The sequence below is a fragment of the Pseudomonas sp. B33.4 genome (assembly GCF_034555375.1).
Classification (GTDB): domain Bacteria; phylum Pseudomonadota; class Gammaproteobacteria; order Pseudomonadales; family Pseudomonadaceae; genus Aquipseudomonas.
On record NZ_CP140706.1, the window covers coordinates 2,748,943 to 2,770,752 of the forward strand.

The following is a 21,810-nucleotide window of genomic DNA, read 5'->3' on the forward strand; positions in this document are numbered from 1 at the left end:
GAGCCTGCTCGCGATGGCGTTCTTTATATCAATACAACTTCTGACCTTGTTTACTATCCAGCATCGACACTTTATCCGAAGGTCTGGCGACTAAATTGTTGAGCGACTGGTCAAACTTCTGCAGCGCCCTAACCTGCACATCCTGCTGCTGATTAATATCGGCAACTATCTCTTCCGACCGCTTGAAGTCCGCCCACACCGGCGTCAATTCCCGTGCATCCGAACCTTTCGCCGTACCAATGTAGTTCAACCGCGCATCATAGAAATCGGCACTGACATCGGCCTTGATGTCGGAACTGCGCGAGGTGATCAACTGGCTGTGGGTGTCGACGATTGCGACTACATCCGGTCTGGCCGAACGCAGGCTCTGCATGTCTGGATACACCGTCACCGAGCCGAACTGGCGTTGCAAGGATGCGTTAACCCATTCCACAGCCATGTCCGGTTTCGAGCTGGCGACGTAGGCGTCATGGATCGGCTGCACCAGCAGGCTCTGGCCGAAACCGGTGCCGGCGTTGGCCTGATAGTCGCGCAGGTATTCGCGATTAGTCTGAGTGCTCGGGCTGTAGACCACGCCGAGCGACACACCGGGACCGCTTTTCACCTGGGTGGCGCTGCTGCGGCCGGTGGGATGGGGGAGCAGGGTGTCGAGTGAAGAAACGGCTTGGGGCGCAGTGGGTACCGAACAGGCTGACAGAGCTAAAACCGATATCGCCAGTACACTGGTGAACGCAAGTTTCATGGTGTTTCTCCCGTGAAACAACAACAGTCGGAAAGTTTGAAATGCCGTCGGTGACGACAGTTAATTCAGACTAAACCCGCCAAGCTGACAATTTGCTGTAATAAAAGCCGAATAATAGTTTGATTCGCTTTAACCCATAGCAGCTAATTGCGCAGAGAAATAAACAGGCGCCAATCGTCGATTTGCGCCCGTTTATTTATGGCTGGTTAAACAGCCATCAGTTTTTCAGCGGGATCAATACTTGCTCATCCGGGGCCAGCACCATGAATACCAGCAACTTGGCCGGTTTGATTTTGCTGGCGTTTTTCGAGACCAAATGTTCGGAGCCAGCGGGTTCGTACCAGAACTGGCCCTTTTTGTAAGTGATCGCCTGTTCACCTTTCACCTGAGAAATGACTTCGCCTTCGAGTACGTAAGCCATCGCGGTGCCGTCGTGTTTGTGGGCGATGGAGGACTGACCGGGTTTGTAGTCCACCTCGATCATCATGGCTTTTTTGCCGGGGGCGTTTGTCAGCATCTGGTCTTGCAGCACGGTGACTTTTTCCGACGGGTCGTGGGCGAAGACGGCCGAGGTGCAGAGGCTCAGAGCGAGGGCGGCAGCGAAGAAGGGCAGGGCTTTCATGGCGGGTTACCTGTGATGATTGGGGGTGCAATCACAGTAGTCCGCAGGGTGGCGCATTCAAACGGCCAATATTCGGGAAGATTGGGTGACCAATTGGCGAGGGAGGCAGGAAGGTTATCGGTGCGGCTGAATACGCTTTCGCGAGCAGGCTCGCTCCCACAGGTTCTGCGGTTGCTCACCTATTTTGTGAACAACAAATAACCCTGTGGGAGCGAGCCTGCTCGCGAAGGCGTCAGATCAGACGATGGGAAAGCTATTGAAGTCGACGCTATTGGCCAATCGGCTATCGATCAGGTCAATAAACCCCTGGGCCTCGGGCCGGTTGAAATGCGCCTGCATCGCCGCTTCCGACTGCCAGCGGGCACTGACCGTCCAGCGGTGGCTGTCCTCGGGGCAGCGGTCGACCAGATAGGAATCGCAGCCCGGCGTTTCGCGCAGGGTTTCGACGATCTTCTGCAGTTGCCTGCCTAGTTCATCCGAGCGGCCGGCAGCAGCCTGCACCTGGACCGTATTGATCACTTCGTTGGACATTGCTCACACTCCTGAATCAGGCCGGACGAATCCTGCTCATTGAGGGATAACGCCTGTGCAGGATAGGCCTGCCGTCGTGAATCACCAATAACCAATCGGCAGTAAATGCGTTATACCAAAGGCTCATGACATCTGTTCGAGGATGTCACGCAGGCGATCCAGAGCGATATCGATGTCTAGCGTTTCGATGGCGCCGAAGCCGAAGTACAGACCGTTTTTCGCCGGTTGCTGATGATAGAAACCGTTGATCGAGTACAGCCCGACTTCGACCTTTTTCGCCAGTTCGATCACCAACGGCAGGTCGATCGGCACCTTGCAGAACACCGCCATGTGGAACCCGGCGCTCGCCGGTACCGCCTCAAGCCATGGCGACAAGTCATCCGCCATGCGCGCCAGAATCCGCTCGCGGCGCTGAGCATAAATGGCGTGACAGCGGCGGATATGCTTGAGCAGACAGCCCTCGGCGATGAACTTGGCCAATGCCCATTGCGGCAATGTCGAGGCGTGCAGATCGGTGAGCTGCTTGGCGCGGATCACCGCTTCGAGAATCGCCGGCGGCAGGATCGCATAACCCAGGCGCAACTCCGGCAGCAGGGTTTTCGAGAACGTGCCGACGTAAGCGACGATGCCGCGCTGGTCGAGGTTGAACAGCGAATCGGTCGGCCGACCTTCGTAGCGAAACTCGCTGTCATAGTCGTCCTCGATGATGATCGCGCCCAGCTCATGGGCACGGGCCAGCAAGGCTTCACGGCGCGCCTGACTCATCGGCATGCCCAGCGGAAACTGGTGCGATGGCGTTACATAAATCATCCGCGTGCCATCGGGAATCTGCTCGACGACAATCCCTTCAGCGTCCACCGGCACTCCGACCACCTCGGCGCCATGCGTGCCGAACAGCAGACGTGCCGGCGGATAACCAGGATCTTCCATCGCCACCCGACTGCCCGGGCGGATCAACACACGGGTGATCAGGTCCAGCGCCTGTTGCGCGCCGTTGCACACCACGATGTCTTCGTCCTGACAGTTGATCCCACGGGAAAACGCGATGTGCCGGGCGATCGCATTGCGCAGCGCCGGCAGGCCCTCGGCGACACTGTAGAAACCCTTGGACTGACCCATCTGGCGCATTGCATGGGCGACGCAGCGGCGCCAGTCATCCTGCGGAAACTGGCCCTTGCTGGTGGCGCCGCCGATGAAGTCGTAGCGCAGCGAGCCTTCCAGAGTCGGGTGGCGCAAAAACACCGGCAGAGTGCGCCAGCTCTCGATCACTTCGGCACTGGCCAGTTCGGTGTGACTTTGCTTGCGCTGGATCTGCGCCGGGCGCGCGTTGACGTAAGTGCCTTTGCCGATCACCCCGGTGAGGAAGTTTTCGTAGGTCAATTGCGCGTAGGTGTCGGAAATGGTCTTGCGCGAAATGCCCAGTTGCTCGGCGAGCAGACGGCTGGGCGGCAATTGCGTGCCAGCGGCCAGACGCCCGGATTCAATGGCGCCGCGCAACTGCTGATACAACTGACCGGCAAGATCCTTGCGGCCGTTGATCACGACGTGAAGTTCCATACCGACGAGGCTCCCGAGACTGTTTGGCGTGCCCGCCAGATTACCGCTGTTGTTTGATTGGCAATAGTTGCCTACCCGAAAAACCCGAAATTGGCCTAGATCCCCTGTAGGAGTGAGCCTGCTCGCGATCACGGTGGCACATCCGACATCACTGTTGCCTGACACACCGCTATCGCGAGCAGGCTCACTCCTACAGGGATTTTTGTTTGGCGGGGATTCAGTGGTGTAGCGCTTTTCCGTGGAATTGGGGCTGTCATGCATCGCTGTCGGCGTTTACGGTGAAGTCATTATTCCGTCTACCGAGACTAGCCCATGTCCCCGCGCCTGGATTACTACAACGCTTCGCCCAAGGCGATGAAAGCGATGATTGCCATGGAGGCGCTGACCGCCAACCTCAGCGTCGAACAGCCGATACTGCAACTGATCAGGATCCGTGCCTCGCAGCTTAATGGCTGTGCTTTCTGCACCGATATGCACTCGGTGGATGCGCGGAGGGCCGGGGAGAGTGATCGGCGTTTGTATGCGATTGCGGTGTGGCGCGACAGCAACTTCTTCAACCCGCGCGAGCGTGCCGCGTTGGCCTGGGCGGAGGCGGTGACGTTGTTGGCGGAAAGCCGCGTGCCTGATGAGGTGTATCAGCAAGCGCGCGAGCAATTCAGCGAAGGGGAACTGGTCGATCTGACCATGGCCGTCACCACCATCAACAGCTGGAATCGCCTCGCGGTAAGCTTCCGCCAAACGCCTAGCGATTGAAGATCAAAAGATCGCAGCCTTCGGCAGCTCCTACAGGGAAACGATCGAAATCCCATGTAGGAGCTGCCGAAGGCTGCGATCTTTTGATTTTGACGTTGCCTTAATTCGCCGGCCGTTGTGGTTTCACTGAGGTGCCAAAGGTATTGCCCATCCGCGTACTGGTCGCCGCCGGTGTCGCCAGCCCAATTTGATTCGGCGGCCGCTTATTCACCGGCACATTCAGCGCCTCCTGATTCTTCTCCGCCGCCGCGCCTTCCGGGTTGTTGCCCATCTGCTGGCTCAAACAGTCGTAATTCGGCGCCTTGTAGCCGCCGACCGTCACTTCCACACAGCCCAACGGCTGTTCGGCATAAGCGCTCGACAGCGTCATCAACAACAGCCCGCCAAGGCTCAATCGCCACAGTGTATTCATGCTCGCCTCCTGGCCGACCCGATGGGGCCGCGCTATGGCTTGAGTCTAGTGCAAGCCGTGCGCAATTCCCGTGATGGTTTTTTTGCACCGCCCGTCACACCAGATTCATAAACAGCCCTCAGGATGACGATTTCCAAGGATTCGTCAGCCGTGCAGCGAGGCAATTCCACGGACGGTTTTCAGCGTTCAACGAGGCTTGTGCGCCGGATGTGTCTGGGGTGGCTGCTTGGCTGTGCGGCGGGCCACGCCATGGCCGACGCGGTGCCGGCGGACTTGCGCATGACGCTGCATATTCCGGCACAGGATCTGGCGCACGCGCTGGATCAGTACAGCCACGCCACGGGCGTTGCGGTGCTGGTCGACAGTCAGTTGAGTCGCGGTCGACGTTCGCTCGCGGTGGACGGTGAATTCACCGCCGCCGATGCCCTGCGTCGATTGCTCGGCGGCAGTGGTTTGATGGCGCGGTATGCCCGCGACGATGCATTTACGTTGCAAGTGGCGCAGGTCGAAGACGTGGCAGCGCCGGCGCAAAAACAGACGCCGGAAAGCGTTGCCGTCAACCGCAGTTACGCCACGGCGGTGCAAGCAGCGATCGAGCGCAACCTGTGCCGCTCGCCGCTGACCCGGCCGGGCAGTTATCGCGCGGTGTTGCAGGTCTGGGTTGGCCGCGACGGCTTGGTGCAGCACAACCGGTTGGTCACTTCGACCGGAGATGTACGGCGCGACAATGCGCTGGTGGAAAGTTTTCGCAACCTCAAAATCGACCGGCCGACGCCCAGCGCCTTGCGTCAGCCGGTCACGTTGCTGTTGTTACCGGAGTCGTCAGGGAAACGCATGGAATGCACCAAATGGGAAGGAGTTTCCGGGGGATGAAAGACACCGGACAAGGTTCGATGGTCCAACTGTTCCTGACGTCCTACGAGGACTTTCGGGTGCGCCTGCGCAGGCGTCTCGGTTCGGAAGATCTGGCCAACGATGTGCTGCACGAAACCTACCTGCGCGTCGACCGCATGGAGACGCCGCCAAACGTCCTGCGGCCGAATGCCTACCTCTATCGCATGGCCCTGAACATCGCCGCCGACCGCCGCCAGGCCGACGCGCGTCTGCTCACCGGCGAGGAAGTCGAAGAGCTGCTGCAAATCGGCGATGAAGCGCTGGACCCGGCGCGGGTGGTCGGTGGGCAAAAGGAAATCCAGTCACTGCTCAGTGCGTTGTACGAGCTGCCCGCACGGCGCCGGAAGATCTTCATCGCCGCGCGTCTGGAAGAGGCGCCGCACCTGGAAATCTCGCAGCGCTTCGGCATTTCCACGCGCATGGTCGAGAAGGAAATCAAAGCCGCATTGGGCTTCTGCGCCGCAAAACTGGAAAGAAAAGTGTTTCAGCGGTTCGGTCGCGGGGCCGGAAAACCGTCTTCTGAATAGTGCCCGATCAATTCGTTGAGAATCTGCGCGTTTGAACATCTTTCGACTGACACCTGCCGAGCCATCGGCGGCCGACAATCTGCACAGCGAAGCCCGCGACTGGCTGGTCCTGCTGACCTCCGGCCGCGCCACCGTGGCCGACGCCCGCGCCCTGCGCGAATGGTGCGCGCAGAGCGCCGAGCATGCCCGCGCGTTCGAAGAGGCCAAGCGGTTGTGGCAGCAGCTGCAACCGGCCGTGGAGCAGATGCAGGCGCCGCGCGGGTTTGGTCGACGTGCTTTTCTCGGCGGGGCGATTGCTGCGTCGGCGGCGTTTTTGCTGGTGCGCGGGACGATTCCTGGTGGCTTTGAAGGGTTGGGCGCTGACTACATCACTGAAGTTGGCCAGCAGCGTCGTTTTGAACCCGCGCAGGGTGTGAGTCTGGAGCTGAATACTCAGACGCGGATCAATCAGCGCTCCATTGATAACGGTGTGCAAGGCTTTGAACTGGTCAGCGGCGAAGTCGAAGTGCAGACCGCACGCCTGCCGCTGGCGATGCAGGCTGGGGGAGGGTGGTTGCGCGCCAGTCAGGGGCGTTTCAACTTGCGTAATACCGATCAGCAAGTCTGCGTGACTTGCCTTGATGGCGCGGTTGAAGTGGATGTTGATGGTCGTAGTCTGCGCCTCGAACCGGGCCAGCAAGTGACCTACGACGCACGGCAAGTCGGCAGCGTACAAAGCGTCGACACGGCCGCAGTGATGAACTGGCGCCAACAAGTGCTGGTCTTCAACGGCGCGACCCTCAGCCAGATGATCGACGAAATCAACCGCTACCGCCCCGGCATGTTGCTGCTGCTCAACCGCGAACTCGGCCAACGCCGCGTCCAGGCGCGCTTTAGCCTTGATCAACTTGCTGGTGTTGCGCTGCTGATTCGGGATGCTTATGGCGTCAAGTGCACTGAGCTGCCGGGTGGCGTCGTTGTTTTGAGCTAGTGGGGTTGATTGGGTACATATCCGTTGCTGCGGTAACGGCTGCTTAGGGTTCCGCCCTTACGGCGGGTCACTTTTTCCAGACGCCGAAAAAGTAACCAAAAAGGCTTGCTCCTACGTGCGGCGCGCTCGCTGAGGCTCGGGGTTCCTTCGCTCCGGGATCCATCCGGGCGCATCGCCTACGGTTTGCTTCGCTGCACCTCCTCTCGATGCATTTGGCTGCGCCAAACGGTCGCTGCGCTCCCACCCCCGGATGAATCCCTCCACTCAGCCTTCCGACGTCGCCCGTGGATCAAGATCAAGAGCTTTCGGCGAGCTGACACTCGGCCATTGAGTGGGGCGGCTTCGCCGCATGCTGTGCTCGCGAGTCGAAATTTTGGGAGCTGGCCTGCCAGCGATGGCGGCCTGTCAGCGGACCAATATCTACCGGCTGCACTCAGTCTTTGTGGGAGCTGGCTTGCCAGCGATGGCGACCAACCAGACAACCAATCCCTGACTGACTTCACCCAATTCCTGTGGGAGCTGGCTTGCCAGCGATGACGGCCTGCCAGCCAACCAACCCCAACTGACTGCACCCAATCCCAATGTAGGAGCTGCCGAAGGCTGCGATCTTTTGATCTTCAAAATCAAAAGATCGCAGCCTTCGGCAGCTCCTACACGGATATCCACATTGCAGCCAGTATCACTCCAACGGCCCAATCACCTGCCGATACTTCTCCACCCCCTGCGCCGTCCCCCGACTCAACCGAATCTCCAACCCCAACGGATCCTCCCGCCGATTCCCACTCAACTGCCGCCAGCCCTTATCCACCTCCCAAACCCGCACCTGCACATCACTGACATCACTCAAAACAGCCACCCCATTCCCAGGCGCCGGCAACGGATACCGACTCCGCGCCTCAGCCACCGCCCGATACAACGTGTCGCCCTTGACCCACCACCGCACCCGCTGCAAAGCCCCCGGCTGATCCGCCGCCGTACGAATAATGTCCAGCCGAAACCCCTTACTGTCGCTACTGCGCACAGTCAAAGCGGGCGGGGCGCTCGGCGGCTCATCATCCACGCCAACCTTCTTCGGCTCGGTCAACTCAACCCCCGCCCGCATCTCCACATCCCGCTGCAACTGATTCAGCGCGCGCAACAAACCGTCACTCTGCTCACTGCTCGCCTGCAAATGACTGTCCGCCCGCGTCACACTGTCCAGCCCCCGCCAGGCAATCAGACTCACCACCGCCATCAACAGAATCGCGACCATCACCTCAATCAACGTAAACCCTTGCTGGCGCTTCATTGCAGGCTGATCCTTCCGCTGCCATCACGCAGCACACTCAAGCGATTCAAGCCATCCGACAACGTCATTTGCAGCGGCGGATTGATCCACTCAGCGTTCAGCACAACCCTCTGTTTCGGCTCCACCCGCACCTCCATCTTCGGACTCTGCCAGACACGCGGCCGCAACTGCGGATCCTGCGCGAAATGATCAAACCCCTTGCCACTGTCACTGCGCCGACTAAACCGAAACCCCTTGGCATCACTCACCCACACAATGGGCCGACCATCCGCGCGCGCCTCCGCCTGCGCCACCTGCAGCAACTGCGCCACACGCTCGGCATCCTTGCGCAGCAACTGCAACGGATCGGGCTTGATACTCAGGCTGATCGCCGCACTGGCGATGCCGATGATCACCAGCACCACCATCAACTCGATCAGCGTAAAACCCTGTTGCCTGTTCATCGCGCGCCGCTCCTTTGCGTCCTGCGCCATCGTGCACGGCCAACATGTAAGGCGTGTGAAATAAAACGGAGAGAATTGCCGCGTAGGCTGACAGCAGGGATAAAAAGGAGATTCAACCCATGACCTTCACCGCACGCGTTTCCCCACCCCAAATGGTCCAGGCCCTCGCGCTGCTCGCGGCGCTGGTCGGCGTGGCGACATGGTCGTCGCTGCTGCTGACCTCCGCCGAATCACGCACCCCGGCAGCGGCCCCGCAGTTGCTGGCGGCGCGAAGTGATAGCCCGGCGTTGCAGTGGTTTTCCAATCAAACGGCGCCGATGGATATCAAGGTGAGCGGGGTGATGGCGGGGAGTCGGGGGGCGGTGGCGATATTGAGCCTGAACGATGGGCCGCCGAGGAGTTTTTTGCAGGGGGAGAAGGTTGGGCCTGGGGTGAAGTTGGTGGCGGTGGAGGGGGATGGGGTGGTGATTGAGCAGGGTGGGGAGAGGGTAAGGTTGGGGGTGGAGAGGTTGGCGGAGGGGGTGGTGTTACCAAGACTGATTCGTCCCTGATTTGCAGGTTTGAAGTCAGTATTTCTGGCCGTTTCTTAAGTTGCCAGTTCAAGTACCTCTGCGTAGGAATAGAACTGCCAGACAAAGAATACTAGTGTCTGGTTTCGGACAGAAACGGAACATAGTGAGTGACCACTATCGGCGCAATAACGCTCTTTTGAGATAGACCTTTGCGGGGCGCACCGAGTATTGTTTCAGATCGGTTCATACCGACTAAAGACAGCCCTTTTATTTGAGCGCTAAACCTCATACCTTCAGGACCCCCCATTGTGATGGAATACGACGAAGACGCAGCACTCGCAAAACGGAAGCAACTTCTAAGCCATGCGGCGCGCTATCCAGTTGGAGCGACCCTCTCGGAGGAAGTTCGACTCCGCTTGGTGAATGCGTTCGCTAGGATCACACCGCCCGAAGCACCTGAGTTTACGATCGGGCTCATTACGATCAACTCTTTATTCGATTCACCGAAAGCGCGGTCCCGGAAGCCAGGCAACCTTGTGCTGAATTGGAAGAAGTTGCTCGAAATTGTCCCGGATGTGTCGCTTGCTGGACTCGGTGCAGCGTCACTGCCGGTCGCGCCGCAAGTCGCCATCGTTCTTGTTGGTCTCTACATCTGGAACAAGGTTTGGCGCGGAGCAGTTGAAGAGTTTTCTGATATCGAAGCTGTCACGATGCTCGCGCTTTGGAAGCATCGAAACGACAAGTGCAAGATTGCTGAAGCGGAAGGCTTCGTGCGCGTCACGGAACTCAGGGCCCACTACGCTCTGCCCCCGTTGAGCGTCAGTCAGTATGCGTCGGCGATCAACCGACTTGTCCAGTTGGACTGTATTGAGCTTAAGAATGGCATCATTTGGCTGCGCGAGTGGATTCAGGTGAAGTATTCGTAACCGGGCCATGCGCCAGCGACATCTAGCCCCTGATTCCAGGGACCGCCTTTGGTCAAATACTGGCATTTGGGGTTTTACAGTTGATTCTCAGAAGTGATTTCGAATCCATGAAAGCAGTGCAGTGGACAGTTTTTATCGACATGCTGGGCTTCAAAAAGCTGAATTCCTCGGTTACCACCGATGAGCACGCGCAAGAACTCATCAAGTTCATGACTACGAACAGGGATGTGTTGGCGCAGCTTGAGGCGAACATTGAGCAGCGTTACAAGCAAGACAAGGTGTTCAATCTGTACGACTGGTACGAGCCGAAAAGTGCGTTTATCTCCGATTCCATCGTCGTCACTTTCAAGCCCAAGAGCGTGGAATGGGAGATGAATGCTGACAAGATATTGATGCATTCAGCTAATGCTTTGATGATCATCGTCATGCGCCTAGGGGCGCTGATGAACAAGTGCCTGTTGGAGAAAGAGATCACTTTTCGGGGCGGCATCTCCACACAATATTGTGATATTAGCGAAAGCTTTGCAGTCGGTGCCGGCCTCAGTTCGGCTAATGAAGCAGAAGGTAAAGCTATCTATGCCCGGCTGGCTCTGGCGGATGATGTGGTGCGTAACGCGAAGTTGATGAAGCAAATCCGCGAGCTGTTCAAACTGATGTACGGTGATTCGCAGTTTCTGGTTAAAGAAGACGGGGTGACGTTTGTCAATGCGCTCGACTTCATGCTTGCAGCAGCCGATATGCGATCCCCGTCTGTAGCAAGGGCAATACGGACTCATCAAGGAAGGCTGGCTGTGAGCGGCACCCGCGAACAGGTCGAGGTCTTCTTGAATACTCAAAAAGCCTTGGTGATTAAGTCAATTCGCGAGTTTTATGCGGCTTACCGTAAGGACTATGCGGATGCTGACCGCCGAAATAGCAACCGTCGTGTTCTAAAAAAATACTTTTGGTTGCGCCGGTATCACAATGCTGCCGCTAAAAAGCGCCAGTTTCAGACATTCACGATTTGATTATCTTGTTGAAGGGGGGGCATCGCAATGGTGTCCCCTTATGGGCTGGCTGTTGCAGGTGTTAACTAAGGGTTGTTATTGCGAGTTTTTCTCTCCTCATACTCCTGCCCTCCGTGAAGAGCAGCTTTGGGTTGATCGCTGCCGTACGCGACTGGCAGCTTTCGGCCGAGGCAGCGTAAAAACGTTTTTGAGCGCGACATGCATTCAAAACCGGACTGGGAATCCCGCGGGTACGAGAAAAAAGGGTGCGAGGCGGCGAACGATCAGTGTGAGATACGAGCATATTTAATGCCGAAGATGAATCTCAATTTGACGTTTGTTCTGGATTTGCGCCATCATAATGGCATCACTAGCTGCAAAGTTATCGCAGAAGCCATAAATAGACCATGAATAAGACCTTCAATCCAGAGCAATATAATTTAATAATAGAGTGTTCTAAAAAAGAAGACTTCTCAGAGTGGAATGATTATGTATCTAAAACCAAAGAAATTATAGATTTACGAGAGTCGAATCTTGAAGGCATAAAAATTATCGGCGCCAAATTCATAAACGTCGATGGTAAAGGTGCAACTTTTTGTGATGCCAATCTAAAGGATGTAAAGTTGGAAGGTGTAAATATGTCCGATTGCATTTTCTTGAATGCCGAAATGACCGGCGTCAGTGCGGCTGGATCTATATTTAAAGGCTCTATTTTTGACCGGGCGCAACTGGGCAATGCTTTTTTTGCAATTTGTAATTTCGACGAAGCGAGCTTTCAAAGAAGCAATTTGATTTTGGCTAAGTTTTTTGATTCGAGGTTTCAAGATTGTAGCTTCTACGCGGCAAATCTCTCGGATGCTCAATTTCTAGGTGGTGGAAGAAATCCATTACTAGAGGGCGAATCGAGATTCAATTTGTGCGGGACAAATTTTTCCAACGCTAAATTTACAAGTGGAACTTATTTTCATCTTGCAAGTGTTTCAAGGAAAACAGATTTTAGAACAGTAAGTTTTGAAAGTGCCTGTTATTCTGCTGGCCTTCGTCAAACCCTTCAGTACTGTAATCGCAGGCATAACTGGGCTGCCTGGTATGCGAAAAACGGCAGAATAAAAAGTTCCCTAGTCAAATTGTTCTGGATGGCGTCGGATTATGGTAGATCTCCGCGTCAGGTATTGATGTCATTCCTGATCGTGTGCTTGTTGTATACGCTTATTTACTGGCTAGTACCTGCGTCAACATCGGGGGATGCGGGAAAAGATTTAACTCTAGTTCAGAGCATGTACTTTTCTTTCGTCACCATGACCACTCTTGGCTACGGAGATATTGCTGCCAATAAATCAAGCTGGCTATCTCAGGTGCTAGTAATAACTCACGTTTTGTTTGGTTACGTTATATTAGGGGCGTTGCTCACGGTATTGTCTAATCTATTCACATCTGACGGTCCTGCCGAGGGGCTGATAAAACATCCAATGAAAGCAAATATCCAATTTTCTTTCCATACTTCTAATGCTGATAAAACTCCGGCGATGGATGAGGCTAGTTCGGTTTAGATGTATCGGGCGGCAGCCATCGGCTGAGTGCCGCCCATCCTGAAATACTGCAATCTGCCAGAGGCTGTCGTTCAGACGTCCCGGAAAAAAACCGACATGCTGATTTACTGCCATTGATAAGCTGCAGTGACTCCAACAACTAAATGGCCAGGTGGGGAAAGTAGCGGTCCCGATTGGCCAGCACCAAAAACGCAAGTTGGCTCATTGCATGGATACTCGAAAGTGTACCCGTCCGCTAGCCGTCTCAGCACGATACCACAGACCACAATGGGCACGGGACACACATTGCCTGTGGTATTGGAGTTATTATCAATCCAAATGCATTGCTGCGGCTGGATAGCTTGGCGTGCGGCCCGATTCAATTCTGACCAATTGATTTGCTGTGATGCTTGTGTAACCGTTCCGCTATAGCTCCAAATTTGTGCGCTTCCACGGTCTGTAGATTGGATGCTCGCATAAATTCGTCCTGCATTGCTTCTGGCCTGAGATTCAAGACCACTCCAATCGTATGAGTATTGAAACGCAAAAGTATCAATCCCCATTTGATTATATTGAAGTGTATGCGTCAGCTCGTGCGCCCACAATTCGACATTCTTCGTCAAGTCGATATTGGCGAAGACGATTACATCGTCGTAAGTAATTGCACCCTCTTGATCAAACCAGTTTTTTAACGCTCCATCAAGGCTTAAACCACCAGCGGTTGTCCAAGAAACCTTGTTGAGGATTCCTGGCGGAAAGTACGGCGATAGCTCATTCTTTATGTTGTCAGGAATGGGTTGGGTTCCTCTGTTTAATGCTTGAGCTCGGGAAAATCGTATTGCCTCAGCTAGTATTGGCGCTGCAGGATTTAGTAATGCCTGCCCGACATCTTTCGGTAAGTTTTGAATCATTGGCGGAATTGCACTTATGTTCGGTGTTTTTATTGAAATAGTTCCCCTATTAACGTTAATGTCAATTCCGGTTATTTCACTGAGCCAACTGGCTTGTGCGTCGGTGAATGTCAGGACAGTGAACAATAGAACGTACTTCCTAGGCATGGCTTTCATTATTCCGCTCCCTTGTGACGTTGCGGTCGGCTCTGGCGGGCAGTATCGAAACAATTTTATCCAGTTTAGGACGGCGCCAATGTGCCCGCGAGCAGGGTAGAGTGTAGAAGTGTAGTGAAAAAACTGCTCTGCCGAGGCTTACTTTATCGTCCGTTCAATGATCTAGTCGTCACCCTTGATTTACGTTTTATCGTGTTGGGCTGGTCTCGGCCTAATCTGTTGAAAAAACTCGGATTTTCAGTTCACCCGAACTCAGTCACGGCTACCAATGGAGATCCTAGCAATCACATTGAGCGGTTTCTCAGCTATCTGTTGACCGTTCAATCCAAAGCCAGAGAATTGAGTTAAATGGGAAAAATCGAAGACTTAGTAGCGTAAGGTACTCGGCAGTAAAGTGAGTTTGAAAGTCGTTGATAAGATACTTCTATCCATTGCAATCGCTGGTCTGGTAGGGCTTATTCTTTGGATAGGAGTTTGTTTGCGCCTGGCCTATATGAAGATGGATTTGATTTTGGAGATCTGAAGAATTGCCCAGCCGTCACGGCTCGCGCTCCGCTTCGGCATGGTGGGCCTTTGGGAAAGCTGCTGCTCGTGGGTGACATTTTGGGAATTGTGAACTTTCCTAAGTTTTATCTGAACAGGGGCGAGCTGAGTTCCGAAGATTTAGCCAATTTCCCAGACCTCCTTAAACTTAGGCTAGTAGCGCTGCAATGGAGTGTGATTTCTCTGTTATTGGTCATGATTAGCTCTGGGATCGCCGTTAAGTGAGGTTTTGTGTAGTGCTGCTGCACTGCACATTTCCCACCTTAGGTACAGCGAGGTCTAGATAAACACCAATGTTTAAAAATACATCTCCAGACACTCTCTCAGGCTACACATCCTTGCTCCATTGCCTACAGCTACGTCAGAATCCGCCGGCTTGTGCGCTTTTGGGTCGGATTCTATTGTGGTCCGGTCGCTGACTAATCAGCGATCGGGTTTGGTAGCCCGGTTTAGACTTGGCGCATAGCGTCACCCGATACAGGTCCTTTTGGGGCTGTGTATTTATGGTGGCCATGCGCAGGGCGTCTTCGGGCGCGCCGGTTCTCCAAGTCACCGGTCTACCAACCTTCGTATGGCCACCACCCCTTCGTTTGGTAGCGAAAGATGATGGCTCCTTTTCTATGATTTGGAGATTCACTCATGATCAAACCAACACCCAACCCGCCCGAAACCGCCTCGGTTTCCCCCTACGAATCCATCGATTCCAGAAAACTCCACGAAGCCGCCGACCGCGCGCTCGATCATTACCTCTGTCCACCCGGTTCCACGCCGCCGCCACGCAAAAACCGTGGGATGTACGCCGTGACGGCGGACAACAAAACCGAAGAACTGCTGGTCGATGCCAGTGCAACACTCGCTTCGGCCAAAACCATCGCCCAGAACGTCTCCAGCCTGTTGCCGGCATCGCAGCGCCATGCGCTGGCGGGGATTGCGCAGTTGATCATGCTCGGGGAGTTGGCGGTGAATCGGGCGCTGGATAATTTGCAGTTGCCGGAGTGATGCGGGTGTCGGGATCACCTGGTGATTGATCGGGTGTTCATTCTGGCGCTTTCGCGAGCAAGCTCGCTCCCACAGGGTTTTATGCTGATTGCAGATGTTGCGTACGACGCTGAAACCTGTGGGAGCAGTTGATTATTACCGTGCCGTTTTCGTGTGGTTATTGAGGCGCTTCAGGACATTCGCGGGTCCATCGCGTCACCGTCATGTCATTGAACTGCTCTCCGATGGTGTCGACGCGTAGGCAAGTTCCTTTTTTCGCGTAGTACAAGATGCAACGCGAGCTATCAAACGAGCAGGTATCCAGTTCGAAGAAACTGCGTGTAGCCAGCTCCTTCTCCACGCCACTGTATTCATAGCCGTCGGTGGTGTGCATCCGCGTCGGCTTCCAGCCTTGTTTGACTAGCTTGGATTTGGCCGCAGCTAAACGCTCACCGACGACGATCCCTGCTGGCCCACGCTCGTCCTTTGGCGCCTGTGAGGCGTCGGCGAACGTTGCGCTGATAGCCATGCAATAAAGTGCGACGAGTACGAGGGGTGAAGTCTTCATTTGGTTGTTCCTTCAGCCGATTTATAGCTCTACAAAAACTCCGAATACTCGGCACAAGGTTGGGGGTGGGGCAGGCAAATCCAGCGATGATTTCATGTGTGGCCATCTGCTGCCATACAACCATCTTCCCTCACCAGTTATCCTGCGCACCCCGCGAATGACAGGAATCAGCCGTTTGGGCACAGCTTTTTAGGCTTTGTCCTACAGCCAGCACTTGGGCTTTTCGATAGCGTCGGACTGTCGGAACCTCAAGTCGGGATTCCTGAAGTGAACAAGGATGATGCATGAGTGAATATGGAAATGTACCAAGGCCCGCACTACCTAACCCGCCAAGAAAACAGGTCTACCGTGGCGTAGAACCGACCGATCTGCACGCCAAGCACTGGGCAGAGTAACCTGAGGCTCCCGCAGAGAAACCGGTTGCTGCGAAGCCAGCAGCGGAACCCGGTTTCTATATCGTTCAGCAAGTCATGCCGCGCTCTGCACAGGAAGCAGCATTGTTCGATAAGCCGGATGGTGCAACGCTTGAGAAATTCACGCGCCTCAACCCTCACGTCACCGGGTACGCCAAGCCCGGGCAGCTCATTGTGTTGAGTGATCCGAACAATCCTCATTGCACACGTGAAGAAGCGTTGCTCATGGAAGCGGCGCAGAAAGTGGACGCGGCGCTCAAACCCATGAGCGACGAAGAGGCGAGCTTCATGGTTCGCTATCAGAGCCAGATTGAGTCCATTCTTTCGCAAGGCTCAACATCAATCGGTGTGGGTGAATCAATCTTCGCCAAGAACCTGGGAGACGTGACAACCTCGCTGAAGGAAATCGAGACGCTGCACCAGAAAAGTTTTCAGCGTGACGGACATTTGCGTAGTTCGGAGTTCTTTGATGAACGCGCACGACTGTTTGCCAAGCTTGATAGGCAGCTCACCGGGTTAACCAGAAAGGGCATTGGTTTCCCTGATCACCCAAGTCTGAAATCAGCCCTCGGTATCTCAAGCAAAAGCTTGGTGCATCACTGGACCCTGGCCGGTGCTGCGGGACAGATTCCCGGTTACGCCACTCATGCAGAAGGTGTCGCCAGAGCGGCCAAGGTTGTTAAGTACGGCGGCTGGATTGGTACTGCCGTAGGAGGCGGGGCGTCTTACATGAAGGTTCAAGAAGTCTGTGCGGCTGGCAACAAGGATGCCTGCGAAAAGATCAAATATACCGAGGGTGGTAACTTCGTCGGAGGAGTGGCCGGCGGTGCTGCCACCGGTGCGGTTTTGACTGGTTCCACAGCGGGGATTATCTGTGTTGGCTTGGGTGTACCCACAGGCGGCATGGCAACCTTGGCATGTGGTGTCATCGTCGTAGCGGCGGGCTCATACGCTGGTGGAGCTCTTGGTGGGGCTACAGGCGAATGGGCCGGTGAGAAGATCTATGAGGCAAGTAAATGAGTTTGAACGTCGTTGATAAGGTACTTCTGTCCATTGCCATTGTTGATCTGGCAGGGCTAATTCTTTGGATAGGCGTCTGTTTGCACCTGGCCTATACGAAGATGGATTTGATGTTGGAGCACCTGAAGAATTGCTCAGCGATCATGGCTCGGGCTCCGCTTCGACATGGTGGGCCTTGGGGAAAGCTTCTGCTCGTAGGTGGTATTTCGGGAATTGTGACCTTTCCTAAGTTTTATTTGAAAAGGGGTGAGCTGAGCTCTGAAGATTTGGCCAGTTTCCCAGCTCCCCTCAAACGGAAGCTAGTAGTGCTGCAATGGAGCGTCATTTCTCTGTTGTTGGTCATGATCTGCTTTGGGATCGCTGTTAAGTCAGGTTTTGTTTAGCGCATTGTGCAATGCGCGGTTCCCACGCTTAAGCACAGCGAAGCTTCGATAAGCGCCGCTGCTCACAAAAAGGGGGCGCCACTAGTGAGCCGGCAGGCGAAACGATTGACGAGGTTATTAAGTGAATTCCGCTGAGCTAATAGTCGGAGGGTTGTGTGGTGTAGTGATTATTTTGATGATCATCTGGATCGGGATAGCCCTCTACATTGCACGCATCAAGATGGACCTGATCCTTGAACACCTCAAAAATAGCTCTGCCGGCACTAGGTTGGCTGCCCTGAAGCACGGAGGTGCTTGGGGCAGATTGCTTTTAGTAGGGGGTGCCTCTGGTCTCGTTACGTTTGCGAGTTTCTACGTCAGGCGCGGCACGCTTAGCACCGAAGACGTAAAGAGCTTTCCTTCCTCACTCAAGCGGAAACTTGTATGGATGCAATGGTGCGCAATAGCGTTGCTTTCGGCGATGGCTGTCCTGGCTGCGGTGGGTAAATCAGGAATACTCAAATAACCTCGCTATTACTGTGTTCAGCGTCGTTTGAGCGCTTGGGGGGCTACAGACGAAAGAGCTTCCATCAACGGGGCCGAAAGAATGAAAAAGCTTTTAATCGCAGTAATCCTCGTCGTATTCACCATGCTCTACGTCGGCTACTACAGCGCCGTTGAGGATGGCGACATCGAGACGATTGTCTTCATAAAAAAGCACCCCACGTTTCAGATGAAGTTCTACAACATCCACGCCAATGATGGAGAGATCAGGAAGGTAGAGCGCCTGACGGCAGAGGAGCGGGGGTGGATTATTGATTACTGCAGGTATCGGTTGGGCATCGATACAGACCTGAGTACTCAGGATGATGTCGATATGTGCTGGAAGAAATAGCACTGTTTATATGGCCGAGGTTGTCAGTTACGACTGGCAATCTCGGCCATTTTCTTTCGTCTGTTGGGGCAGGGGACGGATCTGTCGCGGGGCCGAGCCGGAATGAGGTCTAGATAAACACCAACGTTTAAAAAGACATCTCCAGACACTCTCTCAGGCTACATATCCTTGCGCCTTTGCCTACAGCTACGCCAGAATCCGCCGGCTTGTGCGCCTTGGGGGCGAGTTCTATTGTGGTGCGGTCGCTGACGAATCAGCGATCGGGTTTAGCGACTCGACTTTTTGTATTAGGTGCATCAGCGTTCCATGCTTTGTCGCAGACTCGATGTCTGCGACTCCGCTATGGTGGCTGTATGCGGGAGACCCTCGGGTCTGCCGGGTGCCTATAACCGGTTCGCTAACCTGCGTACAGCCGCCACCTTTCTGTTTAGCGACAGTTATGGCGGCTCCACTCTAATAGGAGCTTCACCATGATCAAACCAACACCCAACCCGCCCGAAACCGCCTCGGTTTCCCCCTACGAATCCATCGACTCCAAAAAACTCCACGAAGCCGCCGACCGCGCGCTCGACCATTACCTCTGTCCACCCGGTTCCACGCCGCCCCCACGTAAAAACCGTGGGATGTACGCCGTCACCGCTGACAACAAAACCGAAGAACTGCTGGTCGATGCCAGTGCAACACTCGCTTCGGCCAAAACCATCGCCCAGAACGTCTCCAGCCTGTTGCCGGCATCGCAGCGCCATGCGCTGGCGGGGATTGCGCAGTTGATCATGCTCGGGGAGTTGGCGGTGAATCGGGCGCTGGATAATTTGCAATTGCCGGAGTGATGCGGGTGCCGGGATCATCTGGTGATTGATCGGGTGTTCATTCTGGCGCCTTCGCGAGCAAGCTCGCTCCCACAGGGTTTTATGCTGATTGAAGATGTTGTGTACGACGCAGAAACCTGTGGGAGCAGTTAATTATTACCGTGCCGTCTTCGTGTGGTTATTGAGGCGCTTCAGGACATTCGCGGGTCCATCGCGTCACGTTCATGTCATTGAATTGCTCACCGATGGTATCGACGCGTAGGCAAATTCCTTTCTTCGCGTAGTACAAGATGCAACGCGAGCTTTCAAACGAGCAGGTATCCAGTTCGAAGAAGCTGCGTGTAGCCAGCTCCTTCTCCACGCCACTGTATTCATAGCCGTCGTTGGTATGCATCCGCGTCGGTTTCCATCCTTGTTTGACTAGCTTGGACTTGGCCGCAGCCAAACGCTCACCGACGATGATGCCTGCTGGCCCGCGATTGTCGTTTGGCGCCTGTGAGTCATCGGCAAACGTTGCGCTGATACCCGTGCAATAAAGTGCGAAAAATACGAGGGTCGAGGCCTTCAATTACAGTTCCTATAGCCGATTTTAGCTCGACAGAAACTCCGGACCCTCGGTATGAGGTTGCGGAGGATGGTGATTCTTGGTGCCAGCCCTTCGGGACGTGCTGCCTCCCTTGTTGCTGCTTTCGGCCTAGCGCCGAGCCTAGTAAAAGTGACCTGGGTTATTGCCTGCTTTTATTTAGTCGTTCCTGTGATTCTTCTTCCGGTGCAATGAAAGGCTGCTACCAGAAAATCCTTGAGCGACCACGCCCAAAGACCCAGAAGCATGCAGATCACCAAAAAAGTGAAATATTGATGAAAGTCCGTATGGGGCACTTTTTGGCTGGTTATTCCAACCAGCCCGAGGCTTATCAGGCTGACGCAAAGAAAACTCAGACATCGTAAGGCGAGATAGCAAAGGTCTCTGAAGTTAATCGTGGGTACCCAGTTTTTTGCAGACTCAGAAAATAAAGCCGACCACACCAGATGAAACAGACTTGCGTAGATAAAGCTCAGGCTTAGGCGTTCTGCTACATCAGCGCCGGAACCGAGGAAAATTTGTGAATAGAAATGGTCGAGCAAAACCCCTACGGGACGCATGAGGTCGAGGAAAGGAAACAGGGCGACCCCACCTGCGAGATAAATGGCTAAAAAAGCGATGATTTTCATCTCGCACTCCGTTGCTTTATTTGCCAGGTCGATTTGATGTCAGATCGGTGTTTTGCGTTCTATGCATCGACCTCGGTATTGGCATTGCCTGACTATTTTTTTAGCTAGGTAAGTCAACAGCATAGTCATCCTGACCACTTCCGGTAACTCAGTCGCTGGACGTCAGAAGGGTAGTGGGCCAGACGGCAGAGAAGCACGGGTTTGCGGCGCGCGGGGTTTCGATGGGCTGCGAGGTTGAGCATTTCGCTAGGGATGTGGACGGATCTATTCAGAGAGGTGTTACGGGATTCGTTGCCGATAAACACCAACGTTTAAAAAGACATCTCCAGACACTCTCCCAGGCTACATACCCTTGCGCCTTTGCCTACAGCTACGCCAGAATCCGCCGGCTTGTGCGCCTTGGGGGCGAGTTCTATTGTGGTGCGGTCGCTGACGTATCAGCGATCGGATTTGACCGTCCGCCCAATATCAAGGCGCGCCAGCGTTCTGCACGTGTTCAGGCATTGTCTGAAATCATGTCGCGGTGGCTGTGCGTGGGACACCTTCGGGTGTGCCGGACTCCTTGATGTCCGGTCGGTCAACCCGCGTACAGCTGCCACCCAGTTTGTTTGACCGCGAACGGTGGCGGCTCCAGTCATCAAGGAGCTTCACCATGATCAAACCAACACCTAACCCGCCCGAATCCAACTGCACGTCTCCCTACGAATCAATCGACTCAAAAAAACTCCACGAAGCCGCTGACCGCGCGCTCGACCATTACCTTTGTCCGCCCGGTTCCACGCCGCCGCCACGTAAAAAACGTGGGATGTATGCCGTGACTGCGGACAACAAAAACGAAGAATTGCTGATTGATGCCAGTGAAACGCTTGCTTCGGCTCAAACTATTGCGCAGAACGTCGCTAGCCTGTTGCCGGCGTCGCAGCGTCGGGCGTTGTTGGGGATTGCGCAGTTGATCATGCTCGGGGAGTTGGCGGTGAATCGGGCGTTTGATAATTTGCAATTGCCGGGGTGATGTAGTTGTCGGGTCACCTGGTGATTGATCGGGTGGTTGTTCTGGGGAATTCGTGATTAGAAGCGGCCCTCACCCCAGCCCTCTCCCGGAGGGAGAGGGGGCCGACTGAAGTGTCTTGCGGGGTACGTCGACCTGAAAGATTTTGGTGATTATGGGTTTGGTGAAAGGCCTTGGCGGTGATGGCTTGGGTGAAGGACCTTCGATTTGGCTTTGTGAGCTTGGCCATTTTGGATTCAATG

25 protein-coding genes and 1 pseudogene are annotated in these 21,810 nt (G+C 54.8%); 15 read left to right on the forward strand and 11 right to left on the reverse strand.

Annotation, left to right across the window (positions count from 1 at the left end; all coding sequences use genetic code 11):
- Positions 1–28: 28 nt before the first annotated feature.
- The 4 genes from U6037_RS12155 to U6037_RS12170 form a co-directional block, all read right to left on the reverse strand.
- Positions 29–742, reverse strand: coding sequence for an ATPase (locus U6037_RS12155; RefSeq protein WP_322846915.1), 714 nt, complete (start codon positions 740–742; stop codon positions 29–31).
- 217 nt (positions 743–959) lie between these two features.
- Entirely contained in the window at positions 960–1,364 is a 405-nt protein-coding gene (locus tag U6037_RS12160; RefSeq protein WP_322846916.1) for a cupin domain-containing protein, read from the reverse strand.
- 237 nt (positions 1,365–1,601) lie between these two features.
- The gene (locus U6037_RS12165; protein WP_016984406.1) at positions 1,602–1,895 is read right to left on the reverse strand and encodes a putative quinol monooxygenase; all 294 of its coding nucleotides are present in this window, start codon (positions 1,893–1,895) and stop codon (positions 1,602–1,604) included.
- A gap of 123 nt (positions 1,896–2,018) precedes the next feature.
- Positions 2,019–3,452 (reverse strand): PLP-dependent aminotransferase family protein, encoded by a 1,434-nt coding sequence (locus tag U6037_RS12170; protein WP_322846917.1) that lies wholly within the window; start codon positions 3,450–3,452, stop codon positions 2,019–2,021.
- A gap of 312 nt (positions 3,453–3,764) precedes the next feature.
- On the opposite strand from U6037_RS12170, the gene U6037_RS12175 reads away from it, so the two are divergent.
- Positions 3,765–4,205 (forward strand): carboxymuconolactone decarboxylase family protein, encoded by a 441-nt coding sequence (locus tag U6037_RS12175; protein ID WP_322846918.1) that lies wholly within the window; start codon positions 3,765–3,767, stop codon positions 4,203–4,205.
- A gap of 100 nt (positions 4,206–4,305) precedes the next feature.
- Here the strand turns inward: U6037_RS12175 and U6037_RS12180 are convergent, their stop codons facing one another.
- Positions 4,306–4,617, reverse strand: coding sequence for a hypothetical protein (locus tag U6037_RS12180; protein ID WP_322846919.1), 312 nt, complete (start codon positions 4,615–4,617; stop codon positions 4,306–4,308).
- Positions 4,618–4,824: 207 nt separating this feature from the next.
- Between U6037_RS12180 and U6037_RS12185 the strand changes: the two genes are divergently transcribed.
- The 3 genes from U6037_RS12185 to U6037_RS12195 are packed head-to-tail and all read left to right on the forward strand — an operon-like array spanning position 4,825 to position 7,008.
- Complete coding sequence (locus U6037_RS12185) at positions 4,825–5,490, forward strand: secretin and TonB N-terminal domain-containing protein (RefSeq protein WP_322847314.1); 666 nt, start codon at positions 4,825–4,827, stop codon at positions 5,488–5,490.
- The gene (locus U6037_RS12190) at positions 5,487–6,038 is read left to right on the forward strand and encodes an RNA polymerase sigma factor (RefSeq protein WP_007913935.1); all 552 of its coding nucleotides are present in this window, start codon (positions 5,487–5,489) and stop codon (positions 6,036–6,038) included. The genes U6037_RS12185 and U6037_RS12190 overlap by 4 nt, the downstream gene beginning before the upstream one ends.
- Before the next feature lie 31 nt (positions 6,039–6,069).
- Positions 6,070–7,008: a FecR family protein gene (locus tag U6037_RS12195; protein ID WP_322846920.1), complete on the forward strand. Its 939-nt coding sequence runs from the start codon at positions 6,070–6,072 to the stop codon at positions 7,006–7,008.
- 679 nt (positions 7,009–7,687) lie between these two features.
- Here U6037_RS12195 and U6037_RS12200 read toward each other — a convergent pair.
- Together U6037_RS12200 and gspH are read right to left on the reverse strand one after the other, a co-directional pair.
- Positions 7,688–8,296 carry a prepilin-type N-terminal cleavage/methylation domain-containing protein gene (locus U6037_RS12200; RefSeq protein WP_008087982.1) on the reverse strand — a complete coding sequence of 203 codons (609 nt, stop codon included), beginning with the start codon at positions 8,294–8,296 and terminating at the stop codon, positions 7,688–7,690.
- Entirely contained in the window at positions 8,293–8,739 is a 447-nt protein-coding gene (gene gspH, locus U6037_RS12205; RefSeq protein WP_322846921.1) for a type II secretion system minor pseudopilin GspH, read from the reverse strand. The genes U6037_RS12200 and gspH overlap by 4 nt, the downstream gene beginning before the upstream one ends.
- Positions 8,740–8,858: 119 nt before the next feature.
- On the opposite strand from gspH, the gene U6037_RS12210 reads away from it, so the two are divergent.
- The 4 genes from U6037_RS12210 (at position 8,859) to U6037_RS12225 (ending at position 12,713) form a co-directional block, all read left to right on the forward strand.
- Positions 8,859–9,290, forward strand: coding sequence for a type II secretion system protein N (locus U6037_RS12210; RefSeq protein ID WP_322846922.1), 432 nt, complete (start codon positions 8,859–8,861; stop codon positions 9,288–9,290).
- Positions 9,291–9,562: 272 nt separating this feature from the next.
- A complete protein-coding gene (locus U6037_RS12215; protein ID WP_322846923.1) occupies positions 9,563–10,177 on the forward strand; it encodes a hypothetical protein in 615 nt (204 codons plus the stop codon).
- A gap of 107 nt (positions 10,178–10,284) precedes the next feature.
- Positions 10,285–11,184 carry a hypothetical protein gene (locus U6037_RS12220; RefSeq protein WP_322846924.1) on the forward strand — a complete coding sequence of 300 codons (900 nt, stop codon included), beginning with the start codon at positions 10,285–10,287 and terminating at the stop codon, positions 11,182–11,184.
- Between the two features lie 386 nt (positions 11,185–11,570).
- The gene (locus U6037_RS12225) at positions 11,571–12,713 is read left to right on the forward strand and encodes a pentapeptide repeat-containing protein (RefSeq protein WP_322846925.1); all 1,143 of its coding nucleotides are present in this window, start codon (positions 11,571–11,573) and stop codon (positions 12,711–12,713) included.
- A gap of 104 nt (positions 12,714–12,817) precedes the next feature.
- Here the strand turns inward: U6037_RS12225 and U6037_RS12230 are convergent, their stop codons facing one another.
- On the reverse strand, positions 12,818–13,759 hold the full coding sequence (locus U6037_RS12230) for an eCIS core domain-containing protein (protein WP_322846926.1): 942 nt from the start codon (positions 13,757–13,759) through the stop codon (positions 12,818–12,820).
- Between the two features lie 1,182 nt (positions 13,760–14,941).
- Here U6037_RS12230 and U6037_RS12235 point away from each other — a divergent pair.
- Complete coding sequence (locus U6037_RS12235) at positions 14,942–15,301, forward strand: DUF6124 family protein (protein WP_034155636.1); 360 nt, start codon at positions 14,942–14,944, stop codon at positions 15,299–15,301.
- A gap of 157 nt (positions 15,302–15,458) precedes the next feature.
- On the opposite strand, the gene U6037_RS12240 is transcribed toward U6037_RS12235, so the two are convergent.
- The gene (locus U6037_RS12240) at positions 15,459–15,848 is read right to left on the reverse strand and encodes a hypothetical protein (protein ID WP_322846927.1); all 390 of its coding nucleotides are present in this window, start codon (positions 15,846–15,848) and stop codon (positions 15,459–15,461) included.
- A gap of 284 nt (positions 15,849–16,132) precedes the next feature.
- On the opposite strand from U6037_RS12240, the pseudogene U6037_RS12245 reads away from it, so the two are divergent.
- From U6037_RS12245 to U6037_RS12265, 5 genes and pseudogenes are all read left to right on the forward strand, one after another.
- A pseudogene (locus U6037_RS12245) lies at positions 16,133–17,281 on the forward strand (hypothetical protein).
- Entirely contained in the window at positions 17,278–17,664 is a 387-nt protein-coding gene (locus tag U6037_RS12250; RefSeq protein ID WP_322846928.1) for a hypothetical protein, read from the forward strand. Before U6037_RS12245 ends, U6037_RS12250 begins: the two are co-directional and overlap by 4 nt.
- Positions 17,665–17,839: 175 nt before the next feature.
- On the forward strand, positions 17,840–18,169 hold the full coding sequence (locus U6037_RS12255) for a hypothetical protein (protein ID WP_322846929.1): 330 nt from the start codon (positions 17,840–17,842) through the stop codon (positions 18,167–18,169).
- A gap of 81 nt (positions 18,170–18,250) precedes the next feature.
- Positions 18,251–18,538, forward strand: coding sequence for a hypothetical protein (locus U6037_RS12260; protein WP_322846930.1), 288 nt, complete (start codon positions 18,251–18,253; stop codon positions 18,536–18,538).
- Positions 18,539–19,008: 470 nt separating this feature from the next.
- On the forward strand, positions 19,009–19,368 hold the full coding sequence (locus tag U6037_RS12265) for a DUF6124 family protein (RefSeq protein WP_008087957.1): 360 nt from the start codon (positions 19,009–19,011) through the stop codon (positions 19,366–19,368).
- Between the two features lie 157 nt (positions 19,369–19,525).
- On the opposite strand, the gene U6037_RS12270 is transcribed toward U6037_RS12265, so the two are convergent.
- Both U6037_RS12270 and U6037_RS12275 read right to left on the reverse strand, forming a co-directional pair.
- Positions 19,526–19,915, reverse strand: coding sequence for a hypothetical protein (locus tag U6037_RS12270; protein WP_322846931.1), 390 nt, complete (start codon positions 19,913–19,915; stop codon positions 19,526–19,528).
- Positions 19,916–20,085: 170 nt separating this feature from the next.
- Complete coding sequence (locus tag U6037_RS12275; RefSeq protein WP_322846932.1) at positions 20,086–20,559, reverse strand: hypothetical protein; 474 nt, start codon at positions 20,557–20,559, stop codon at positions 20,086–20,088.
- Between the two features lie 652 nt (positions 20,560–21,211).
- Here U6037_RS12275 and U6037_RS12280 point away from each other — a divergent pair.
- Positions 21,212–21,571 carry a DUF6124 family protein gene (locus tag U6037_RS12280; RefSeq protein WP_322846933.1) on the forward strand — a complete coding sequence of 120 codons (360 nt, stop codon included), beginning with the start codon at positions 21,212–21,214 and terminating at the stop codon, positions 21,569–21,571.
- The last annotated feature ends 239 nt before the right edge of the window (positions 21,572–21,810 follow it).

Excerpts from the sequence above, each read along its gene's own strand:
- U6037_RS12155 (WP_322846915.1), bottom strand. The coding sequence starts at position 742 with ATGAAACTTGCGTTCACCAGTGTACTGGCGATATCGGTTTTAGCTCTG.
- U6037_RS12160 (WP_322846916.1), bottom strand. The coding sequence starts at position 1,364 with ATGAAAGCCCTGCCCTTCTTCGCTGCCGCCCTCGCTCTGAGCCTCTGC.
- U6037_RS12165 (WP_016984406.1), bottom strand. The coding sequence starts at position 1,895 with ATGTCCAACGAAGTGATCAATACGGTCCAGGTGCAGGCTGCTGCCGGC.
- U6037_RS12170 (WP_322846917.1), bottom strand. The coding sequence starts at position 3,452 with ATGGAACTTCACGTCGTGATCAACGGCCGCAAGGATCTTGCCGGTCAG.
- U6037_RS12175 (WP_322846918.1), top strand. The coding sequence starts at position 3,765 with ATGTCCCCGCGCCTGGATTACTACAACGCTTCGCCCAAGGCGATGAAA.
- U6037_RS12180 (WP_322846919.1), bottom strand. The coding sequence starts at position 4,617 with ATGAATACACTGTGGCGATTGAGCCTTGGCGGGCTGTTGTTGATGACG.
- U6037_RS12185 (WP_322847314.1), top strand. The coding sequence starts at position 4,825 with ATGTGTCTGGGGTGGCTGCTTGGCTGTGCGGCGGGCCACGCCATGGCC.
- U6037_RS12190 (WP_007913935.1), top strand. The coding sequence starts at position 5,487 with ATGAAAGACACCGGACAAGGTTCGATGGTCCAACTGTTCCTGACGTCC.
- U6037_RS12200 (WP_008087982.1), bottom strand. The coding sequence starts at position 8,296 with ATGAAGCGCCAGCAAGGGTTTACGTTGATTGAGGTGATGGTCGCGATT.
- gspH (WP_322846921.1), bottom strand. The coding sequence starts at position 8,739 with ATGAACAGGCAACAGGGTTTTACGCTGATCGAGTTGATGGTGGTGCTG.
- U6037_RS12210 (WP_322846922.1), top strand. The coding sequence starts at position 8,859 with ATGACCTTCACCGCACGCGTTTCCCCACCCCAAATGGTCCAGGCCCTC.
- U6037_RS12215 (WP_322846923.1), top strand. The coding sequence starts at position 9,563 with ATGGAATACGACGAAGACGCAGCACTCGCAAAACGGAAGCAACTTCTA.
- U6037_RS12220 (WP_322846924.1), top strand. The coding sequence starts at position 10,285 with ATGAAAGCAGTGCAGTGGACAGTTTTTATCGACATGCTGGGCTTCAAA.
- U6037_RS12225 (WP_322846925.1), top strand. The coding sequence starts at position 11,571 with ATGAATAAGACCTTCAATCCAGAGCAATATAATTTAATAATAGAGTGT.
- U6037_RS12230 (WP_322846926.1), bottom strand. The coding sequence starts at position 13,759 with ATGAAAGCCATGCCTAGGAAGTACGTTCTATTGTTCACTGTCCTGACA.
- U6037_RS12235 (WP_034155636.1), top strand. The coding sequence starts at position 14,942 with ATGATCAAACCAACACCCAACCCGCCCGAAACCGCCTCGGTTTCCCCC.
- U6037_RS12240 (WP_322846927.1), bottom strand. The coding sequence starts at position 15,848 with ATGAAGACTTCACCCCTCGTACTCGTCGCACTTTATTGCATGGCTATC.
- U6037_RS12250 (WP_322846928.1), top strand. The coding sequence starts at position 17,278 with ATGAGTTTGAACGTCGTTGATAAGGTACTTCTGTCCATTGCCATTGTT.
- U6037_RS12255 (WP_322846929.1), top strand. The coding sequence starts at position 17,840 with ATGATCATCTGGATCGGGATAGCCCTCTACATTGCACGCATCAAGATG.
- U6037_RS12260 (WP_322846930.1), top strand. The coding sequence starts at position 18,251 with ATGAAAAAGCTTTTAATCGCAGTAATCCTCGTCGTATTCACCATGCTC.
- U6037_RS12265 (WP_008087957.1), top strand. The coding sequence starts at position 19,009 with ATGATCAAACCAACACCCAACCCGCCCGAAACCGCCTCGGTTTCCCCC.
- U6037_RS12275 (WP_322846932.1), bottom strand. The coding sequence starts at position 20,559 with ATGAAAATCATCGCTTTTTTAGCCATTTATCTCGCAGGTGGGGTCGCC.
- U6037_RS12280 (WP_322846933.1), top strand. The coding sequence starts at position 21,212 with ATGATCAAACCAACACCTAACCCGCCCGAATCCAACTGCACGTCTCCC.